The organism is Arthrobacter sp. THG-b23 (assembly GCF_059091265.1).
This window is the reverse complement of the sequence record NZ_JBNHGM010000001.1, coordinates 766,079-786,417: the sequence shown is the minus strand read 5'-3', so window position 1 is coordinate 786,417 and position 20,339 is coordinate 766,079. Positions and strand designations below refer to the sequence as shown.

General features: G+C 62.1%; 16 protein-coding genes. 12 read left to right on the top strand and 4 right to left on the bottom strand.

What is annotated here, in order from left to right:
- The 4 genes from AC5RVD_RS03760 to AC5RVD_RS03745 all read left to right on the top strand — a co-directional run.
- Positions 1-915: MFS transporter (locus AC5RVD_RS03760; RefSeq protein ID WP_494126038.1), on the top strand; the 915-nt coding region annotated here is incomplete at its 5' end.
- Positions 916-1,360: 445 nt separating this feature from the next.
- Complete coding sequence (locus tag AC5RVD_RS03755) at positions 1,361-1,876, top strand: flavin reductase family protein (protein WP_494126065.1); 516 nt, start codon at positions 1,361-1,363, stop codon at positions 1,874-1,876.
- Positions 1,877-2,052: 176 nt separating this feature from the next.
- Positions 2,053-2,538 (top strand): VOC family protein, encoded by a 486-nt coding sequence (locus tag AC5RVD_RS03750; RefSeq protein ID WP_494126037.1) that lies wholly within the window; start codon positions 2,053-2,055, stop codon positions 2,536-2,538.
- Between the two features lie 711 nt (positions 2,539-3,249).
- Complete coding sequence (locus AC5RVD_RS03745; protein WP_494126036.1) at positions 3,250-3,843, top strand: biotin transporter BioY; 594 nt, start codon at positions 3,250-3,252, stop codon at positions 3,841-3,843.
- 184 nt (positions 3,844-4,027) lie between these two features.
- Here the strand turns inward: AC5RVD_RS03745 and AC5RVD_RS03740 are convergent, their stop codons facing one another.
- Positions 4,028-5,074 (bottom strand): AraC family transcriptional regulator, encoded by a 1,047-nt coding sequence (locus AC5RVD_RS03740; protein WP_494126035.1) that lies wholly within the window; start codon positions 5,072-5,074, stop codon positions 4,028-4,030.
- A 374-nt stretch (positions 5,075-5,448) separates the two neighbouring features.
- Here AC5RVD_RS03740 and AC5RVD_RS03735 point away from each other — a divergent pair, with 374 nt between their 5' ends.
- Positions 5,449-6,252, top strand: a complete 804-nt coding sequence (locus AC5RVD_RS03735; protein ID WP_494126034.1) for an IclR family transcriptional regulator — start codon at positions 5,449-5,451, stop codon at positions 6,250-6,252.
- Positions 6,253-6,352: 100 nt separating this feature from the next.
- On the opposite strand, the gene AC5RVD_RS03730 is transcribed toward AC5RVD_RS03735, so the two are convergent.
- On the bottom strand, positions 6,353-7,114 hold the full coding sequence (locus tag AC5RVD_RS03730; RefSeq protein ID WP_494126033.1) for an SDR family NAD(P)-dependent oxidoreductase: 762 nt from the start codon (positions 7,112-7,114) through the stop codon (positions 6,353-6,355).
- A 317-nt stretch (positions 7,115-7,431) separates the two neighbouring features.
- On the opposite strand from AC5RVD_RS03730, the gene AC5RVD_RS03725 reads away from it, so the two are divergent.
- Genes AC5RVD_RS03725 through AC5RVD_RS03715 form a run of 3 tightly spaced genes read left to right on the top strand, consistent with a single transcriptional unit; the run spans position 7,432 to position 11,297 of the window.
- Positions 7,432-8,028 (top strand): VOC family protein, encoded by a 597-nt coding sequence (locus tag AC5RVD_RS03725; protein ID WP_494126032.1) that lies wholly within the window; start codon positions 7,432-7,434, stop codon positions 8,026-8,028.
- The gene (locus AC5RVD_RS03720) at positions 8,029-10,155 is read left to right on the top strand and encodes an acetate--CoA ligase family protein (protein WP_494126031.1); all 2,127 of its coding nucleotides are present in this window, start codon (positions 8,029-8,031) and stop codon (positions 10,153-10,155) included.
- On the top strand, positions 10,152-11,297 hold the full coding sequence (locus AC5RVD_RS03715; RefSeq protein WP_493957757.1) for an FAS1-like dehydratase domain-containing protein: 1,146 nt from the start codon (positions 10,152-10,154) through the stop codon (positions 11,295-11,297). Before AC5RVD_RS03720 ends, AC5RVD_RS03715 begins: the two co-directional genes overlap by 4 nt.
- Before the next feature lie 150 nt (positions 11,298-11,447).
- Here the strand turns inward: AC5RVD_RS03715 and AC5RVD_RS03710 are convergent, their stop codons facing one another.
- Positions 11,448-11,987, bottom strand: a complete 540-nt coding sequence (locus AC5RVD_RS03710) for a VOC family protein (RefSeq protein ID WP_494126030.1) — start codon at positions 11,985-11,987, stop codon at positions 11,448-11,450.
- Between the two features lie 25 nt (positions 11,988-12,012).
- On the bottom strand, positions 12,013-12,666 hold the full coding sequence (locus tag AC5RVD_RS03705) for a GntR family transcriptional regulator (RefSeq protein ID WP_494126029.1): 654 nt from the start codon (positions 12,664-12,666) through the stop codon (positions 12,013-12,015).
- Between the two features lie 170 nt (positions 12,667-12,836).
- On the opposite strand from AC5RVD_RS03705, the gene AC5RVD_RS03700 reads away from it, so the two are divergent.
- The 4 genes from AC5RVD_RS03700 to AC5RVD_RS03685 all read left to right on the top strand — a co-directional run bounded on the left by AC5RVD_RS03700 (position 12,837) and on the right by AC5RVD_RS03685 (position 20,172).
- A complete protein-coding gene (locus tag AC5RVD_RS03700) occupies positions 12,837-15,053 on the top strand; it encodes an alpha-ketoacid dehydrogenase subunit alpha/beta (protein WP_494126028.1) in 2,217 nt (738 codons plus the stop codon).
- 32 nt (positions 15,054-15,085) lie between these two features.
- A complete protein-coding gene (locus AC5RVD_RS03695; RefSeq protein ID WP_494126027.1) occupies positions 15,086-16,414 on the top strand; it encodes a dihydrolipoamide acetyltransferase family protein in 1,329 nt (442 codons plus the stop codon).
- 230 nt (positions 16,415-16,644) lie between these two features.
- Positions 16,645-17,694 carry an AraC family transcriptional regulator gene (locus AC5RVD_RS03690; RefSeq protein WP_493972150.1) on the top strand — a complete coding sequence of 350 codons (1,050 nt, stop codon included), beginning with the start codon at positions 16,645-16,647 and terminating at the stop codon, positions 17,692-17,694.
- 837 nt (positions 17,695-18,531) lie between these two features.
- Positions 18,532-20,172 (top strand): flavin-containing monooxygenase, encoded by a 1,641-nt coding sequence (locus AC5RVD_RS03685; protein WP_494126026.1) that lies wholly within the window; start codon positions 18,532-18,534, stop codon positions 20,170-20,172.
- Positions 20,173-20,339 lie beyond the last annotated feature (167 nt).

The following is a 20,339-nucleotide window of genomic DNA, read 5'->3' as shown; positions in this document are numbered from 1 at the left end:
GCGGCCGGACTCGCCGCCGCGCTGGCGGCCGGCTCCTTTCCCGCCGCCGCCGCGGCGCTGTTCTGCTATGGCGTGGGCGTGGCCTGGTGGGACGTGGCGCAGAACATCGAGGGCGCCGACGTCGAGCGGAAGCTGCTGCGCACGATCATGCCGAAGTTCCACGCCGCCTTCAGCCTGGGCGCGTTCGCCGGAGCCATGATCGGCGCCTGGCTCTCCGTGCTCGGGGTATCGCTGGCCGCCCATCTGGCGGTGCTGGCGGTGGTGGTCGCGGCCGCCACGTGGGTGGTGCCGCGGGCCTTCCTGCCCCACCGGCCCCAGCATGACGACGACGGCGGGACCCGCCCCGGCCGCTTCGCCGCCTGGCGGGAACGGCGCACGGTGCTGATCGGCGTCGTCGTCCTCGGGGCCGCCCTGACCGAGGGCGCCGCCAACGACTGGATCGCCCAGGCCACCGTCGTCGGGCTCGGCGCCACCGAGGCGACGGGCGCGGTCATGTTCGGGGTCTTCGTGGCCGCCATGACGCTGCTGCGCCTGGCCGGCGGGCGGTTCATCGACCGCTGGGGGCGCGTGGCCGTGCTGCGGGTCAGCCTGGGCACGGCCCTGGCCGGCCTGCTGCTCTTCGTGCTGGCGCCGAACCTGCCGCTGGCCTTCGCCGGGGCCGTGCTCTGGGGCGCCGGCGCCGCGCTGGGCTTCCCGATGGGCATGTCCGCAGCCGCGGACGATCCCGCCCGGGCCGCCGGGCGGGTGTCGGTGGTCTCGACTCTGGGCTATGTGGCGTTCCTGGCCGGACCGCCTTTCCTCGGCTTCCTGGGCGAACAGGTGGGCCTCCGCAACGCCCTCCTGGCCGTCGCCGCGGTGATGGTCGCCTCGTTACTGACCGCCCCGGCCGCCCGCGAACAGCGCCGTGCGAGGTAGTAGCGGCACAACTGTTATACGAGGGGCACTGAAGGGTGCCCCGTGCAACGAGCGCCGGCGAAGGGACTTCTTTGCGGAGGCTGCAGCCGTCTCCGGAAGTGCGGCCATCAAGCCGGTTAATGCGTAGAGCTGCCGTAACAGCACATTGCGGACAGGCTGGCAGCGCGGCGGGCGGCCGCTCACTCTCCGAACGTGGGCCGTTTTTAAGGCGGCAAAAGCGTTGAACGAACGGAAAAGCACCGTGCTTGACGCGCTTTCCTGCGTGTATGACGTTCATTGCTATGTCGGCACACTACCGCCCGCTCCTAGTCTTAATCCTGAACGAGGGTCGGCGCAGAGCTGCCGACGAAGCGCTGACATCGCAGGAGATTCGGTGAACTTTCCAAACATTCGGACTAATGACCCAACTGTCCGCACTACTTCAAAGGGGACTGAACTGGTGGACATGGATAAACCGGCTATCACGGCCGACGAATTTAAGTCCGCATTCCGTAATCATCCTGGTGGAGTCGCTGTCATCACAGCGGACGCCGGCGATGGGCCGGTCGGACTTACCGCAACCTCTGTAATTTCAGCCAGTGTGCAACCCAATATTTTGGCGTTCTCAGTATCTGCGTCCTCGTCCAGTACCCCGACCATTCGCAAGGCAGACACCGTAGTTGTGCACTTGCTCAGCGTCGAACAACTGGACATCGCCAAACTCTGCGCGACGAGCGGAATCGATCGGTTTGCAGACACCTCCCAGTGGTCCCGTCTCGAGACTGGAGAACCCTACTTTCCATCAGTCCAGGCTTGGATCCGAGGCAGGATCGTAGATTCCATGGCTGCGGGCGGATCGGCCATCGTGGCCGTTGAGGCGCTTCAAGCGTCGCCGGGCCTGGCCGGCGACGCGCTGCAGGGAAGGCCACTGGTGTACCACAACCGGAACTGGCACGCCCTCGGCGAGGCATTGCAGAACTGAAACACCCTGATAGCAACGAAGCATCAGTTTCCGAAGAGAATGCGGCTGCTCTCGAGTGACCGCGTGGGTGCTGCCTTAGTGAGTGTTGTTCTCGGTAACGTCAGTAACTTGGCCGTCCAAGCAGATATGTAACCCAGCAGCCATGTGGCTGGAAGCCCTGTAGCGGAAGATGTCAGATGAAAAACTTCATTAATCACGTCGATCATGTGGCGTACATATCAAAGTGGGAAACGGTTGAAGCAAATGTCACCCAACTCGAGGCTCTCACCGACGCCACCATGGAGCGCTCGGAACGTTCTGATTTAGGGTGCGTGATCTACGTCGACTGGTCCGCCGGCCTGGAGATAGTCGCACCTATGCCGGAAAAGAACGAGCTAAACCTAGCTCTCCATGAACGGTTGCAAAACCACGGCGAGGGCCTGTTTGCGATGGTCTACGGCGTCGAGGATCTTGAAGCGCATAAAGCCAAAATGCAAGCCAAAGGTTTCGAGATTAGCCCGCTCGTAGAAGCCCATCCGAAAGACCCCTGGTTCGAACGTTTAGTATTGCGGGAGCGGTACGCGCCGCAGTTCATGAACGCCTGGATGGTCTATAGCCAGATTGACTATCCCGATGGCGAAATTCGGTTCGTCGACGTGACGCGACAGGCACCAGACGCATAACGAGCGCCGGTAATACAAGTATTCTGCACTAGCGGTTCGAAGGGTCAACACCGGCGCCGCCCCGAATGGAAGTCAGGTGACTCGATCCGAGGGGCGCTTACGGGAGCCACCACTCGTTTGCGGTGCCCCGGCCTAGCCCGGACTCTGGCTTTCGAACTCGCCTGGGCCACGCCTCCCTAACTCCAGCCACACACAGAGTGTCTATGACCTGATAGTCCAGATCGCCCGTTCAATATCTATTGCCCAGATGAGATTTTCGACGTGAAAGAGAGGAACTGTGAAGAGAGCAACCTGGACCGTTCAGGAGGGTCCACAACAATTCTGTGTTCAAAATTGGGCAGCGTTGCGTCCGGGCGACGGCATTATTCTCAGTCCTAAATCGGGCGTCATAGAAGCGGCAACCGTAGATGAGGTTTCGCTTAGAGGCGACATCATCTGGCTAAGGCAATACGGATCCTCAACGCGTCGGCTGATCCACGCATCAGATTACGTCGAGATCTGTTGTAATTCTGATCATTTCCCGGCTTCCCGGGTTGCGGGCCTAATGGGCCATCAAATGAGCATCGTGAAAAGGTGATTCAAGGAAGGTATCAGATGCATCCAAAGGGCAGCCGAGCCTGACACCTTCTAAGACATGACGGTTAAGGCTAACGGAAGCCGAAGCCGGATCAGCAGTTTCCGCAGGTAAATTTCCCTCGAGAAGGAGCAAATATGAGTTCAGCCGCCGTCGTGCGACAGGGTGTCCTGGCCGACGCCCTGGTCCCCAGCACCGCCCTGGCCAACACCGCGCTGGTTGTCGGCGGCGCAGGTTTGACCGCTGTGATGGCGCAGCTGGCCGTACCGCTGTGGCCGGTCCCCATTACCGGCCAGACCCTGGCCGTCCTGCTGGTCGGCAGCACGCTGGGCCCGGCCCGCGGCATGCTGTCGATGGCACTATACTGGGTGGCCGGCGTGGCCGGCATGCCGGTGTTCAGCGACGCATCCTCCGGCTTGGCCGCCGCCGTTGGCCCGACCGGCGGCTACCTGGTGGGCTTCATCGCCGCCGCGGGCCTGACCGGATGGATGGCCAAGCGCAACTGGGACAAAAAGTTCCTGGGCGCTACCGTTTCATTCTTGGCGGGCACCGTCATCACCTTCGTCTTCGGCATGGCCTGGCTGGCCATTTCCCTGGGCGCCGACCTGCAGCAGACCCTCGAGTGGGGCCTGTACCCGTTCATCATCGGCGGCATCGTGAAGTCGCTGATCGCGGCAGCCGCAATGCCGGCTGCCTGGAAACTCGCTTCCCGCCTGCCTAAGAACTCTTAACCGGGGCCGTTTGCCCGCTTCTTGGAGGACGCGGAGTGTTTGATAAGTTCGGACAGGACTATCCGCAGTGACTGCTACTCGACGAGCGATTGCCTAGTTATGCACCTGTGCGCAGCGTGCCGGCGGATACCTGGAAGCATTCTTGCTCGGAGCAGAGGACCATGTGTCACCTACGCGAGCAGAGCTATTCCTCATAACGGCTGTCGTTCCTATAGCAGGAAGCTTCCCTGAACGCCGTTGGCGGCACTCCCTTCCACCGTTTGAAGGCGATCGTGAAACTGGCTGAGTCTGTATAGCCCAGGGCGCGGGAGATTCGCGAGATGGAATGATCCGTGTTCGAGAGCAGGTCGGAGGCGAGGTCGCGCAACGTCTCGTCCCGTAGCTGGGCGAAGTCGTGGCCCGTTCGTTCGAGCTTCCGCTGCAGAGTGCGTGGAGAGACTCGCAGCGTCGCGGCAACATTGGCCAGCTTGCGGTTGAGCTCAGGCGCGGTGCGGATGGCCATCGCGACAGTGTGGGGCCAATCGCCGGTAGACCTAAGGGAGTCGAGGATCTGGTTATCCTCTTTGACCCATGCCGTGTGCTGGAAGGCATTACCAAAGGGAAGATGGCGCGTTGATATTGCGGGGTCCCACCACATGCGCAGTGAATCGGATCCGCAATCGATGCTGCAGGAGACGTGAGACGAAACTTCGGGGGAGACGTCTGCTAGCGGGGATTCGACCCGGGTAAAGGGAAAGGGTTCGCCGTAGATCCACCGGAGGATTCGGGCAGTGACACAGAGCTCGCGGTAGACGCTGAAGGGGATAAGCTCTTCCGGGACATCGGGATAGCTGAACTCGATCCCGGCTACTGTGCCATCCGGTGCCCGTAAAGGCGCACTCTCGATGAGCCCAGGAGCGTAGTCCATGGCAGTGGCAGTCTCTACCCATGACGCAATAGTCGGAGCGGTTACGAGGGCCAATCCGCGAACGCCGAAGGAGCCCAGCGTATAAGCTTGGGCGGCTCGCATCCATAGGTCGACACGATCTCTTGTGAGTGCGACGAACTGAAGCTGAAAGGCCAATTCCTTCTTTGCAGGAATAGTGCCCCCCGCCCGGTTCACGGCGTCGGGGGCGATATCCGCTTTTGCGAGTGCAGTTCGCCAATCGAGCCCTGCATCCTCCAACACTCCGCACAATGCATGGACACTGAAGTTGGGGACTCGCAAGTTCTCATACGAACTCAATTTCACCTTTGCACCCTTTCGCCGCACGGAACGGGCCAGACATATCTCGCCCGGGCGCGGGGACGAACGGTCATATCCTCATCCTGGGCTGCAGCGGAACCGCCGCAGCGGCAGGGTCACGATGTGAAGTATGTCATACGCTGCAGCATCTGCCGCCATCCAGCAGCGCAGCTCGGTAATAAAACGCCGACACGTTGTCTGAATCTATTCCAGCAGGTTCAACGGGCATCGCGGTAGCTTCCTTGACGACAGCAAAGCCTCCAGAGATGTGTTTAACCGTGCTGCTATCGGTCGGCACGTGCGACTCAGCGGGACCAGCGGCTCCGAGGTTTACCGAGTCTCGGTGGCACTTGATTTCACCATATGAGTATGATTTCCACATGGCAGGCACACGTGAAAAGCACACCGCAAGCGAGGATGAGGCACCTAAGGACTTGGTTCAGTCGGTGGTGCGCGCGCTGACTATCATCGATGTCATCGCAGCGTCGAAGGAGCCGATGCGTGCGCAGTCGATCGCGCGCAAGATAGGTCTTCACCTCGCTACTACTTCTCACTTGCTCACGACCCTGGTTCATGTCGGTTACCTGGAACGCAACGAACGCGCGTACAAACTCGCGGCTGGCAAAATTCTCGACCTGGGTTCGCGCGTGGAAGAAGACTGGCGCCCCTCGCCTCAGGCGCTAGGTCTTCTCAGAATGGTCGTCGACGCTACCGGCGAGAGTGCGTACCTATCCGCCTGGCAAAATGGCAGCGTTACTATCGTCGCCGTTGAGGAAGGAAGCCACGCTGTGAGAGTGGCGGACCTGCGAGTGGGTGTTTCCGGCGATATCCATGCGCGCGCATCCGGGAAGGCCCTCCTTGCCTTCGGTCCAGAACCGCAACTCGAGCAGATCCGTGCGCTCGATGGCAAACTTCCCCTGCGAACCGAGCATACGATCGCCACACTGCCTGAACTTCTCGCAGATCTCGAGCTGACGAGATCACGTGGATATGCACTCGACAACCAAGAATATGCACTGGGCGTTTGCGGCATGGCAGTTCCGCTCTTCGAAGGAGCGCAGTGGCCCCGCACCGCGCTGTCAATCACGGTCCCTCTCCATCGCTTCGCCAAGTCCGAGCACTTCGAAAAGTGCATAGAAGTCCTGCTGGAAGCCCGTCGCATAGACACTGAGGGAGATCACTGAACTGACCGGGTGGCTGTCGGTTTAGGGCAGCCACCCAACGCCAGTCGGCATCCGAATGCCACTCCACGGCTCTCCGGTGGCGCCTCGCCTCCGTGTGCGGTCAGTGGGAAATGAATCCGCCGTCGATGACAAGCTCGGTACCGGTGATGAACTTTGCCTCGTCTGAGGCAAGGTAAAGCATGCCGTACGCGATGTCCGAGGCCTCCCCGGCGTGCGGCGGCAGAGGAACAGTCTCGGGGTTGGCCAGCGTTTCCCTTGTCAGACCGTAGCCACGGGTCATGCCGGTGTCGATCGGGCCGGGGTGCACAGAGTTCACCCGGATGTTGTCCTTTGCGAACCACTGGGCAGTGTGCTTCGTCAGGGAGCGGACCGCGCCCTTTGAAGCCGAGTACGCCGCACTGCCACCGTCCGAAGCGCCCCCGACCATCCCGGCGATCGAGGAGACGTTGACGATGGAGCCGCGGCCGGCGGCCTGCATGGCGGGGATAACGCTCTTCATCCCGAGCCAGGGTCCGGTGACATTAATGGCCATGACCTTATTCCAGTCCTCCAGTTCGGCTTCGAGAACTCCCTTCGGCATGGCTATGCCGGCATTGTTGACCAAAATATCGATCGTGCCCCACTCGGCCAAAACGTCGTCAACCACACGCTTCCAATCCTCAACGGAGGAGACGTCGTGTGTCCGGGCGAGGGCCTCCCCGCCGTTCCCATTGACTTCGTCGACTGCGCGTCGGAGTGCCTGCTCGGAGATGTCCGTGGCCAATACCCGCGCCCCTTCGGCCGCGAAGAGCTGGAGGGCATAGAGCCCCATACCGCTTGCGGCGCCGGTGATAATGGCGACCTTACCGACTAATCGTGACATCTTCGTCTTTCTCCCGTTCAAACTCTTCCGCCTCGGCTTACCGCCGACGCTCGTGCAGGCTCAACGCTAAGGGCGGGCAGCACCGGATCGCCACGACAAAAGCCGCCAACCATGTCGGAAATCGTGCCACTAGGGAAGCTCACGACAAGCGAGCGTGGTGCCGTCATTAGACTGCCCTCAAAGCATGTCCCTTGGGCGGTCGGGAGAAGACTCGGAGCTTGGCTCATGCACGACCCCACGGTGCTAGTTTCATGATATGAGGGTAACCATCGCAAAGTAGTTGACATGGGCCAAAGCCGTGCCGTAAGAATGACAATATGAATGTTTCCCCCGCATTAAGAAAGTTGCTGGCCGGACGGAATGCTGCCTCCGGCTCCGGCGACTTTTCCACGGCTTTGCCGTCGGCCGGTACTCCATTGGGCTCGACCCCGCTGGGGAGTGTCGGGCAGGTGGGGATTTTAGTGACCGACCTCGACGCGGCGATCGACCTTTTTGGCCACGCCTTCGGCATTGAGGAGTGGCATTGCTACCACTACGACCAGGAGTTCCTGCCTTGGTCCCGCCTAGGGGAGGAGAAAGGTGCATTCGCTATGAAGCTCGCCATGGGCGGCTCCAACCCCCAGGTCGAGCTCATCCAGCCGCTGGCCGGCCCGAGCATCTACGATGACTTCACCGAGCGGGACAGGATGGGCCTCCACCACCTCGGCGTATTCGTCGACAACCTGGATGCCGCAATCGCGCTGATGACGGAGTCGGGCTACCGAGTCACTCAGACGGGGCGCGGCTATGGCCTGGCCGGGGATGGCGGATTCGCTTATTTTGACACAGACCGCGATTTCGGCGTGGTGATCGAGGCAATCGAGGTCCCCGCCCGCCGCAGGCCGGCGACCGTGCGACGGACCGGAGGAAAGTGAATGTTGGACAATATCGCCATTCGACGCGCCCTGCGCATCGCTAATCCACTACATGCGGAAAGCGTGGCAGTCGTTGGTCCCTCTCGCGACCCATGGAAGACCTCGGGCCGGACGCTTGATTACCTCGCGCGCCTGGGATTTGGTGGGCGCTATTACGCGGTCAGTAGTGTGCATGAGGAAGTGCTTGGTGTCCCGACGGTTGCTTCGCTCGCCGATCTCCCCGAAGTGCCCGACATTGCCGTCCTCGTGGGTCCAGCCGACAGGGTAATAGACGACCTTCGCGATTGCGTGGCGCTCGGTGTCCCCTTCGCGGTCGCGTTCGCCAGCGGGTTCGGTGAGACCGGTCGGCACGATCGGGACGAGATGCTCCGTGCTGAATTGGCGAAGGGGACCACGCGGCTTATTGGGCCCAACTGCATTGGCTTTATGCATGTCGGTCGATCGTTGACCGCTACCTTCTCTTCGGTCCTGCAGCGTACCCAAATCCCGGCCGGCCACGTGGCGCTGTTCACCCAGAGCGGCGGGCTCGGAAACGCGCTCATGCAGTCTCTCGTCGCGCGCGGCGCGACCGGGCTGAGTGCATGGGCCAGCTCCGGAAACGAGATTTCACTGGGCTTCACCGACTGGGCCGAGTGGTTGACCGCTGAACCGGAAACGCACGTGCTCGCGTGCATCGTCGAGAGCTTCGGTCCGAACGACGATCTCGAGGCTGCTGCCGCCGCTGCCGGGAGCCGCGGTGTCCCGGTCATCGTCCTCAAACTAGGACGTTCGGCCCGCGGCGCGCTCAGCGCCCAGTCCCATACCGGCAAGCTGGCAGGCAGCGGCCGGGTGGCGCAAAGCGTGCTCCGCCACCGTTTCGGAATGGTATGCACGTCACCCGAGGAACTCCTCGATCTGGCGGAAGCCTTCGACGTCTTCCACGGAAGGCTCTCCGGCTTCGACCACGAGCTGACCGTCGTCACCACCTCTGGCGCGCAGGTCGGGCTCTGGAACGACTTGGCTGAGGACCGTGGTTTGGGCTTCCGCCAGCTTGAACCGGAGGCGCTGCGCTCGATCAGTGAAGCGGTGGGCAGCGATCATCTCAGCAACCCCGTCGACGTCGGAGTCCAGTCGACTACCGCCGACTACCTGCGCATTGTCGACCGCGTCGTTGGTACGACGCCGGACGGCTGGGTCATCGTGACCGCGACCCGGCTTGCCCACGACTTCGACGAGTTGGTCGCCGGCATCGCCGCCATGGCGATCCCGGCCGGCGTGCGCGTCATCGTTGTCCCGCTGTCAGAGGACGACCGCGTCACCCCGGCCCAGGCCGGGGTCCTGCGTGGGGCCGGAGTGCTCTCACTTCCCACCGCAGGGCGTGCGCTGGATGCGGTCGCGGCTGCCGCCTCCTGGGCCCAGGTCCAACGCGTGCGCGCCGACCGCGGTGTCCTTGTCGGCACGGCATTGAAGGCCACCGCGTCGGACGAGACCCGCCACCTGAGCTGGCGGGAGGCCGCCGGATCCCTTGCTGAGGCAGGCGTTCCCGTGCCAGCGAGTCGCGCCGTCCGCAAGGTTGAGGACGCCGTACGCGCGGCGGAGGAGATTGGTTTCCCGGTCGCGATCAAGATCGATGATGCGGAGATCCTTCACAAGGCAGACGTCGGCGGAGTGTTTATTGGCGTCGAGAGCCCCGATGCGGCGCGAGCCGCTGCGAACCAGCTCACGGGCCTTCAAACGGAAACCGCCACGATCTCGGTCCAGGCAATGGCGTCCGGAAAGACCGAGGTCCTGGTGGGACTGCGGCGCGATCCCGAGTTCGGCCCAGTCCTCGTCGTCGGCACCGGAGGTGGGATGACGGAAGCGATCGATGACATCCGGATCCTTCCTCTCCCCGTATCCCGTCCGGAGGTCCGTGATGCAATTTCCGCGGCCCGGATCGTCAACGCCAGCCTGCGGAAGGATCCCGGGGCGAAGACCCTCGAAGCGCTCACCAGCACGGTGATGGACATCCTCACCTGGGCCGAGCAGCGCGGAGACATTCACGAGTTCGAGTTCAACCCGATCCTGGCTGATCCGGAAACAGCCACCGTTACCGTCGTCGACGCAGTCGTGTCGGTCAACAACACTCCAGGAGGAGCAACAAAATGAGTACCACCACCACAGCCGTACCGGCGAGGCAGATCACCGATGAAGACGTCGCCTACATGAAGAGTTTCATTGGCACGTCAGCCGTAGTTGTGCAATGGAACGAGGAGGCCAGCACCGACTCGATCCGTCACTATGCATGGGGAATCGGTGACGAGAATCCGCTGTGGCTCTCCGATTCGTACGCGCAGACAACGCGTTTCGGTACACGGGTCGCACCCCCCACGTTCCTCTACTCCGTGTGCGACGCCGAAGTGGCGATGGGGATGATCGAGGGAATCCAAGCTCTCCACCTTGGTGCCGACGTCGAATTTCACCGTCCAATCAGGCTCGGCGAACGGGTGAGGGCCCGCGCCTTCGTCGAAGACGTTCGCGAACGTGAGGGCCGGCGCTCAGGCCGATTGGTGGAGCAGGTCGGCCGCACTGACTACTTCGTCGGTGAGGAACTGGTCGGGACCGTCCGAAACACCATTGTCTGCGTGGCCCGAAGCTCGGAGGGCCAGCGGATGCACGAACCGCGCGATCCTCATGTGTACACGGACGAGGAGAAGGAAGAGATCCGCAGGGCGATCCTCGCGGAGGAAATCCGCGGCCAGCGCACCCGCTTCGCGGAGACGGTGTCCGTCGGTGACGTCGTCCCGCAGGTCGTCAAGGGTCCGCTGGACCTCATCACGATGACCGCGTACTACGCCGGAGCTATCGGTACCGCTGGCTACCGCGGCGTCGAGACCCGTGTGCGCCAGCAGGAGCGGGTGCGGAACGGCGACCCGAGCGCGCCGACAAACCTGGGTCCGGAGCACTTCCTTTCTGAGCCGTTCCCGAGCCTGGGGCATCAGGATGCCGCTATGGCGCACGCGATCGGGATGCCGGGTGCGTACGACAACGGGAACCAGCGCGTGTCGTGGATGGCGCACTGTGTCACTAACTGGATGGGCGACGACGCTGACCTGGTCTCGCTGTCGGTCCGCATCAAGCAGCCGAATATTTTCGGCGACACGCAATGGATCGGCGGCGAGGTCACCCGGGTCTTCCGCGACGAGACCCACGGTGCATGCGCCGAGGTCACGGTGAAGGCCGTGAATCAGCTCGGTGACGAGACCACGAGTGCTGTAGCAATCGTGTCGCTGGTCGAGGCCTCGGCCTGACCGACTTCACGCGGCGGAAGCGCTGACGATCTCCCGAATCGTCAGCGCTTCCGCCATGTCAGCGCATCGTCTGAGGGCGGCGGTGAGCTGTTCATCCGTTGTGCCGCCGTTCAGCGGCGGAGCCCCGAGGCCAACTTCCTTAACGGGTGTTCAGGGTTTCCAGAGTCTGACTGAGGAATCCGACTCATAGGCCTTGCCCTCCGGAAATGAGACGAGCTCGAACTGCATGTCCCACGGCGACAGGAAGTACACCCACCGCTGGCCTGCGCTTGCGCCGGAGCTGCGGGTCGGTTCGCCGAGGACTCGGACGCCACGTGCTTTGAGGTAGGCGACAGCTTCGTCAAGATCGTCGACGTAAAAGGCGATGTGATGCCCACCGATGTCACTGTTGAGGGGCTGAATCCGGCGTTGGCCGGGGGACTCGTAGTGAAAGACCTCAAAGTTGGCCCCGTTGAAACACCGATAGAAGCGGATCTGTTGCATTACCGTCTCAGGATCCACGTTGAGTTTGGTGATCATCAGCTCCGGATTGCGGGGATAGGGACCCAACGTGTACACGTGGTCGCACCCGATGACGTCCACCAGGAAATCGTGGGCCTGCTCCATGTCCGGCACCGTAAATCCGATGTGATCTGTCCCAGTGATGCCGGGGAGACCGCGCCGTCGTCCGTAACCGTTGCTGTCCTGCATGGCATTCTCTCCCTGTCTCGATTGGTCAGTGGCCGAAAATTTCCGGGTGGTCCTCCAAGGCGGTGCGAGTCTTCCGCACGTGCATGGCCAAAAGATCCTCGGCCGAACGGGCGTCCCTCCGCGCGATACAAGCCACCAGCAGCCCGTGCTCCAAGTGCGTTTGCTGCAGCCCTTCGGTCCCAATCATCTGGACATAGGCCCTCCGATAGTGCTGCGTTGTGTTCCACAGGCGTTCCACCATCTCAAGCAGAGTAGGCATTCCCGCGGCCTGAAAGCTTAGAAGGTGAAAGCGTCGGTCCAAGTCCACGAACTCCTCGACGGAACGAGAGTTTTCCATCATCGTCGCGAGTTGGTCGAGTTCCTCAACGGTGCTGTCGTCAATGCGCTCAACAGCTAGTCCCAAGGCTAGTGGTTCGAGTCGTTCGCGGATCAGGTAACTCTCTTGGCATTCCGATAAATTCATGCTGCTGACCCACGCCCCGGTAGAGGCCACGAGTGTCACCAAACCGTGAGACTCCAGCATGCGCAGTGCTTCGCGAATAGGTAGCCTACTCACCCCGAACTCCTCCGCGATCTCTTCCTGCCGGATACGTGTACCAGGGGACAGAGATCCGCGGAGGATTCGTCCTCGGAGCTCGTCGGCGATGCGTTGACTCGCCGCACTCGACTTCTTATGCAAGCTGCTTCCTTTCGGGGCGTGTGTTGTGGTCTTTCAACCGCATTGGATCCATTGAAGCGAAACATTTCTGATTTCTGCGCTCAGTGGGCCGTCATTGGATCCAATCTATTGTATCTTGGGAGTACATCACAGCCCGTGATTCCCCTTGTCAACCCACTTTGGGAGCCCTGATGACGACCTCCACCCCTCTGGCCTTGTCTACTGACTGCACGGAACTGCGCACGTCACGTGACGATTGGGACGCCGCACCGGCCGGACTGCTTGAGACCATGCTGGTGCAGCTGAACGTGGTGCGGATCTTCGAGGAGGAAGTCCTGCAATTAGCAGGTGAGGGCCTGGTCCATGGCCCCGCTCATTCCAGTATCGGGCAGGAGGGCTCCGCCGTCGGGTCCGTCCTTGCCCTCCGCGGGGCTGACGGGGTCAACGGGACGCATCGCGGCCATCACCAGTTCCTCGCCAAGGGTTTGTCCTACCTTCGCCCGGAAGGCATGAACATCGTCGACGGCATCAAGGACGACGACATCGTTGAGTTCCTCCGGCGTACTATGTCCGAGATTCTGGGATTGAAGGACGGCTTCAGCGGGGGCCGCGGGGGATCAATGCACCTGCAGTGGCTCGAAGCCGGAGCCCTGGGCACCAACGCCATCGTGGGCGGAGGCGTGCCTCTGGCAGCCGGAAATGCTTGGGCGCAACGCCACGATGCCGAGGTTGCCGCAGCAGCGGGGACCCCGGAGGAGATGGGTGTGACCGTCACCTACTTCGGCGACGGTGCGTCTAATATCGGCTCCACCTTGGAGACATTCAATCTCGCCGCCGCGTGGCACCTGCCTCTGGGCTTTTTCATCGAGAACAACCTCTACGCCGTCTCCACGCACGTCGCTGAAGTCACAGGCGAGCCTCGGCTGGCGGCGCGCGGGCCAGGCTTTGGCATCAAATCCTGGCGGGTGGATGGCATGGATCCCTTGGCCGTGTATCTGGCACAACAAGCCGCAGCGGAGCACATGCGAGCTGGCCTCGGCCCCACACTCATTGAGGCGGAGACCTATCGATACTTCCACCAGAACGGGCCGTTCCCCGGCAGCGCCTTTGGCTACCGAACGAAGGATGAGGAAAAACAGTGGCGTGAGCGCGACCCGTTGCAGAAGGTTGCCCGGGCGATGCTCGACCGCGGTCTGCTGACTGACGAACGACTGGAGGATCTGCGGGCGAGGATTACCGAGGTGGTTGCCCGCATCATCAAGGGCATTACCGAAAAGGATCCCGCCAGCACCAAGGGGGCCCGGCGTATCCGCACGGACTTGTGGCCTGACCCGGCTACCGTCGACGCAGGCATACGGGCCGAACCCATGGTTGCCGAACAGGTTTCCGCCGACGATGCAGTGACCCCCACTGTTCAGCGGCGCTTCGTCGATGTGATTGCCGACGTCCTGGACCGCCGCATGGCCACCGATCCGGGTGTCGTAGTGCTGGGGGAAGACGTGCACCGTCTCAAGGGAGGTACCAACGGCGCCACCCGAGGACTCAAGGATGCCTATCCGGACCGAGTGCTGGGCACACCCATCAGTGAGAACGCTTTTGCTGGCCTCGCGGGTGGGTTGTCCATGACGGGTCGCTACAAGCCCGTGGTGGAATTCATGTACTCGGATTTCCTGTGGGTAGCTGCCGACCAGGTCTTCAATCAGATCGGAAAGGCCCGGCACATGTTCGGCGGCCAGTCGGGGATGCCCGTGGTGCTGCGCTCCAAGGTCGCCATGGGTGCGGGCTACGGATCACAGCACTCCATGGACCCGGCCGGCATTTTCGCCACCAGCCCCGGATGGCGCATCGTCGCGGCCTCGACACCTCGGGACTACGTCGGGTTGATGAACACTGCCTTGGATCTGCAGGACCCCGTTTTGGTGCTTGAACACGTGGACCTCTACGGCACAAAGGGCGAGATCCCGGAAGGTGAGCTCGACTACCGCCTGCCCGTGGGGAAGGCGGCTGTGCGGCGTAGCGGCACCGGCGTGACGGTGCTGAGTTATCTGAACATGGTCCACGTGTCGCTGCAGGCGGCCGAGCAGCGGCCCGACTTGGACGCGGAAGTCATCGACCTGCGATGGCTGGACCGGGCCTCGCTTGACTGGGACACCGTGGGTGCGTCGATCGCCAAGACGAACAACGTGCTCATTGTAGAACAAGGGGCCACTGGCACGTCCTACGGCGGATGGCTTTCCGACGAGATCCAGCGTCGCTACTTCGACCACCTCGACCAGCCCATCCAGAGGGTCACCGGACGGGAGGCCGCTCCCAGCATTTCGAAAATGCTGGAAGCCTCCGCCAACGCCGACCTGGACGACGTCCTGGCCGGCTTCGACGAAGTCGCTCGCAACTTGGGCCTTTCCTGACCCTGCCCCCTCAAAGGACGGAAAACTCCACCATGGCAACCATCATCACCATGCCGGCCGTTGTGGCCGATGCCACCGAGGCCGCCTTGTATGGCTGGCTGGTTACAGTCGGGGACACCATCGCCGCCGGCCAACCTATCGCCGAAATTGAAACAGAGAAAGCCACGGTAGAACTGGAGGCTGAAGCCGCGGGCACTGTCGGGCGGCTGCTCATCGACCCGGGCACCTCCGTGGAGGTAGGGGAACCCATCGCGGTGCTCGTGGAAGCAGACGAGGACGAAGCAGCAATCGACCGCGAAATTGCTGCCGCCGACGGTGCCGCCCGCAGTGCTGCAGAGCAGCCCGTTCCCCAGGACACCGAAGCCCCCACCACTCACCGTGACACCCCTATTGTGGCCGTGGACAGGGCCACGGAACCAGCCTCTGACTCCCAAGGTTCGCAACGCCGTGTATTCAGCTCGCCGTTGGCCCGTAAGCTTGCGAAGGACCTCGGCGTCGACGTGGGGCTGCTGGCAGGCTCTGGGCCTGGTGGCCGGATTCTGCGGCGTGACGTCGAGACCGCCGCTACCCAGCAAACCGCAAGTCCAGCCCCCACTCCGGACATCCCGGCCACGGAATCTGTCGCTGCCGCCTCAACTGCGCCTACCCGCCAGCCGGGGAGCGACATTGAGGAAGCTTACCGGGAGATGCCTTTATCGGGCATGCGCCGGGCCATTGCGCGACGACTCACCGAGTCGAAGACTACTGTTCCGCATTTCTACGTCTCTCTCGATGTAGAAGTGGACAAACTGCTCGGGCTGCGCCGAGAGGTCAACGAGGGGCTAGCCGGCACCGGACAAAAGGCCACAGTCAATGACCTCGTCCTCAAGGCTCTCGGCGGTGCGCTGGTCGACGTACCCGCGGCCAACGCTTCCTGGCACGGCGACAGCATCCGCCGCTATAGCGCTGTTGACGTCTCCGTCGCGGTCGCCACCGAAGATGGCTTGATCACTCCGGTAGTCCGGGGCTTGGAACACTTAGCCATCAGTTCCCTGTGCCGGACGATGAACGACTACAAGGGCCGGGCTGCCGCCGGCAAGATCCGGCAACGGGAGCTTGAGGGCGGGTCGTTCAGCCTGACCAACCTGGGCATGTACGGCTTGAAGGAATTCTCTGCCATCCTCAACCCACCCCAGGCCGGCATCCTCGCGGTTGGGGCAGCTGAGCCACGCCCAGTGGTCCGGAACGGTGAGCTTGCCGTCGCCACCGTAATGACCTGCACGCTGTCTGCCGATCATCGAGTAATCGACGGGGCGGTCGCAGCGGAACTGCTGGCCGCATTCAAACGCCGCGTCGAGAATCCCATGAGCATCCTGCTCTAAGCAGCAAGGGTCTTCGATGCGCCGGCTGCGCCTAGGCACCATCTAGTCCAAGAACGGCACCCAGCATTTTTTGCAGGCTCTTGTCGCGATGCGTCATGCTGGTGGCGTACTTCACATGCTTCTGGTTGATCCGGTCCGCCTCCCCGTCGCCTCCACGACGGGGAGAGAAGCGCCATGGGACCGCGTCGAGAGCAGGCAGGTCTACACATCGCCGACGAAAGGGGGCATCAGTGAGAATAAGTTCGTATCAGAACCTGCGAGTACCGAACTTCGGTGTACATGCACTATGCGGAGTGTTGGAGGATGCGGAGCTCGATTGGCGAACTGCACTCGCAAAAGCGGATATCGCCCCCGACGCCGTGAACCGGGCGGGAGGCACTATTCCTGCAAAGAAGGAACTGGCCTTTCAGCTTCAGTTCGTCGCACTCACAAGAGATCGCGTCGACCTATGGATACGAGCCGCCCAAGCTTATACGCTGGGCTCCTTCGGCGTTCGCGGAATGGCATTCTTGACCGCGCCGACCATAACGGCGTGGGTGGAGGTTGTCAGCGACGCAACGGATGTAGGCTTTGCCCTCCAAGAGATCGCGCCTCTCCGGACATCCGATGGCACAGTAGCGGGAATCGAGTTCACCTACCCCGGTGTCCCGGAAGAGCTGCTCCCGTTCAGCGTCTACCGCGACCTCTATTGGAACGTCCGAACCCTCCCGTGGATCTACGGCGAACCCTTTCCCTTTACCCGGGTCGAATTCCCGCTGGCAGACGTTTCCCCCGAGATCTTGGCGCACGTCCCCTGCAGCATCGATTGCGGATCCGAAAGGCTGCGCTTGTGGTGGGATCCCGCAATATCAGCGCGCGAGCTTCCCTTTGGTAATGCCTTCCAGCACGCGGCATGGGTTAAAGAGGATAACCAGATCCTCGACTCCCTTCGGTCTACCGGCGATTGGCCGCACACCGTCGGGATGGCCATCAGGGCCGCCCCAGGGCTCAACCGCAAGCTCGCAAACGTTGCCGCGACGCTGCGAGTCTCTCCACGCACCCTGCAGCGGAAGCTCGAACTCACCGGCCACGACTTCGCCCAGCTACGGGACGAGACCTTGCGCAACCTCGCCTCCGACCTGCTCTCCAACACGGATCATTCCATCTCGCGAATCTCCCGCACCCTGGGCTACACAGACCCAGCCAGTTTCACGATCGCCTTCAAACGGTGGAAGGGAATGCCGCCAACGGCGTTCCGAGAGGCTTCCCATTACAGAAACAACTCCAACTCGGAGGCCTGAGGGCACTTAGGGCAACGCACAACTCTGCTCCCCCGCCTACGGCCAGGCGCGGGCCGAGGCCATGTGCCGGTAACTACCCCGCAAACGTATCTGCATTTTGACAGTGGAGTCGTCCTTCGCCTGAGCGAAGTAGCGCGTCTTGACCGGGAAGCCGGGCCGTTCGAGCGAATCTGCGCTGCGCTGAAGGGACTCAGTGCGCAGACGGCCCCATCTGCCTACTAAACCGCGCTCAATCATCGATGTGGTCCTAGTTGAGCTCCGGCGAACGCTCCATGGCCGGAAGGGCCAGGAGGCAGCCCGGAAAAGCCGCTGCAGACAAGAAGGCGTGGTGCTGACTGAGCCGACCACCATGCGTAGCCGCTGCATTATCGAGCGGCCCATGCGGCAGGAGGGTTTGCGCGGGGTGCAATGCACAGCATTCGTCCTCAACGCCCCCTCTTTTCCATCGTGAGTTTGGCAGGACGCCCCGGATTCCCGGATGTTCCTGACAGCGTCAGGGCGCACTCTGCCAACAACTTTTCTTCTCGGAGCCGACCAGCAAAGTGATCTGGCGCACTTTCCTGCATCATTGGCGCCCTCACCTGTGTCGACTTGGAGCCGCCCAACTTAGCGTAGTCATCAACGAAACGCGACAAAAAAGCCGGCGGACTGACGGCGAGAAAACTTACGCGGACACAGGCGCCTATCGCGAATCCGATCACGTTTCGCCTGATGCGATCCGCCACACGTGTTCTTCAGCTCGAAGCCTAACGAATTTGGGAAATCAATGACCAACAGCCAACAAAACAAGATCAAAACTGCAAGCCCCTTGTGCAGTTCCCCGGAGGCACATCAATCATGAACGATGCATCACGTATCTTCGCCGCTCAGCACCACGCCGGTGAGGTGGAGGAGTATTCGGTCGTTGTGGTCGGTGCGGGGATGGGGGGTATTTATGCTCTTCACCGGTTTGCTGAGCTGGGCCATGATGTGCACGGTTTTGAAGGGGCTGCCGGTGTTGGCGGGGTGTGGTACCACAACGGGTATCCGGGCGCGCGGGTGGATGTGGAGAGCCACAGCTATTCGTTCATGTTCGATCAGGACCTTTACGCGGGGTGGGACTGGAGCGAGCGGTATGCTGCGCAGCCCGAGATCCTGGAGTACCTCAACTATGTCGCGGACCGTCTGGAGGTGCGGCGGAACCTTTCGCTGAGCACGTGGGTGACGTCGGCGCAGTGGCATCCGGAGGAGAACAAGTACCTGATCACCACGGACACGGGCCGCACGGTGTGGGCCCGGTATCTGGTGATGGCCACGGGCAACCTGTCCAAGCCGCGCAAGCCCGACTTCGCGGGCCTGGATGACTTCGAGGGCGAATGGCATCAGACTGGCCACTGGCCGAAGACCCCGGTGGAGATCGCCGGCAAGCGTGTGGCGGTCATCGGCACGGGTTCTTCGGGTGTGCAGGCCGCGACCGAGATCGCCAAGACCGCCGGACATCTTTACGTTCTGCAGCGGACCCCGAACTACTCGATTCCCGCCCACAACGGCCCGGCCGACAAGAGGAAGAAGGAACGCCTCTCGAAGAAGGTCCTGCAGTTCCGCGAGGAGACCTACGCGACCCCGGTCGCTTACGCCATGCCGCCCAATGTCGGCAAGGCATCGGATTACTCGGAGGAGCAGCAGCAGCAGATCCTGGAATCCAGGTGGGCGTTCGGAGGCCAGAGCCTGCTCGGGACCTTCTCCGACCAGGGCACGGACCTGGAGGTCAACAACGTTGTGGCCGAGTTCGTCCGCGGCAAGATCCGCGACATGATCGATGATCCCGAGACCGCCGAGAAACTGATGCCCACCGCCTACCCGATCGGGGTCCGCAGGCTGTGCATCGACACCGGGTACTACCCGATCTTCAATCAAAGCAATGTCAGCCTCGTCGATCTCAGGACCGAACCGGTCGAACGCATCACCCGGACCGGGATCAAGACCCGCGACAACGAGTACGAAATCGACCTCATCGTGTTCGCGCTCGGTTTCGAGGCCTTCACCGGTGCACTCGACCAGGCCAGCATACGCAACGAGCACGGGCAGCAGCCCAGCGACCGCTGGACCTACAAACCGCAGACATACCTGGGCATCATGACCCACGGGTTCCCGAACCTGTTCACCCTCACCGGCGTGCAAAGCCCCAGCGTGCTGGCGACCTTCTTCGCGCTGAACAACTACCACGTGGACTTCGTCGCCGACATCATCGAACACGCCGAAGACAAGGGCGCCGTGCGCATCGAACCCACCCTCGAGGCAGAGGCCGAGTGGGGCGAGCACTGCAACGCGATCGCGGCACCGATGCTGCGCCGCGCCGTCGACAACTACATGGTCCACGTCAACAAATACGACGGCTCCCGCTACTTCATCCCCTACGCCGGCGGCTTCGACAAATACGCCCAACAAGTCAACGAAATCGTCGCCGACGACTACCGCGGCTTCGAATTCACCAAATAGCAGCAAGAACAGCCCCCGTCACTCACCACAATGAATCAGCAAGGCGACTCGGCAGATCAGGCGAATGAGCGGACGGCTGGTCTGCCTTCCCTGCGATCCACATCTAAGCAGATAATTAGCGTGTGATGACTGTTACTATCACGATACGCGTTTATGTCCGCATGCAC

Coding starts and splice junctions, on each gene's coding strand:
- AC5RVD_RS03755 (WP_494126065.1), top strand. CDS start 1,361: ATGGATAAACCGGCTATCACGGCCGACGAATTTAAGTCCGCATTCCGT.
- AC5RVD_RS03750 (WP_494126037.1), top strand. CDS start 2,053: ATGAAAAACTTCATTAATCACGTCGATCATGTGGCGTACATATCAAAG.
- AC5RVD_RS03745 (WP_494126036.1), top strand. CDS start 3,250: ATGAGTTCAGCCGCCGTCGTGCGACAGGGTGTCCTGGCCGACGCCCTG.
- AC5RVD_RS03735 (WP_494126034.1), top strand. CDS start 5,449: ATGGCAGGCACACGTGAAAAGCACACCGCAAGCGAGGATGAGGCACCT.
- AC5RVD_RS03730 (WP_494126033.1), bottom strand. CDS start 7,114: ATGTCACGATTAGTCGGTAAGGTCGCCATTATCACCGGCGCCGCAAGC.
- AC5RVD_RS03725 (WP_494126032.1), top strand. CDS start 7,432: ATGAATGTTTCCCCCGCATTAAGAAAGTTGCTGGCCGGACGGAATGCT.
- AC5RVD_RS03720 (WP_494126031.1), top strand. CDS start 8,029: ATGTTGGACAATATCGCCATTCGACGCGCCCTGCGCATCGCTAATCCA.
- AC5RVD_RS03715 (WP_493957757.1), top strand. CDS start 10,152: ATGAGTACCACCACCACAGCCGTACCGGCGAGGCAGATCACCGATGAA.
- AC5RVD_RS03710 (WP_494126030.1), bottom strand. CDS start 11,987: ATGCAGGACAGCAACGGTTACGGACGACGGCGCGGTCTCCCCGGCATC.
- AC5RVD_RS03700 (WP_494126028.1), top strand. CDS start 12,837: ATGACGACCTCCACCCCTCTGGCCTTGTCTACTGACTGCACGGAACTG.
- AC5RVD_RS03695 (WP_494126027.1), top strand. CDS start 15,086: ATGGCAACCATCATCACCATGCCGGCCGTTGTGGCCGATGCCACCGAG.
- AC5RVD_RS03685 (WP_494126026.1), top strand. CDS start 18,532: ATGAACGATGCATCACGTATCTTCGCCGCTCAGCACCACGCCGGTGAG.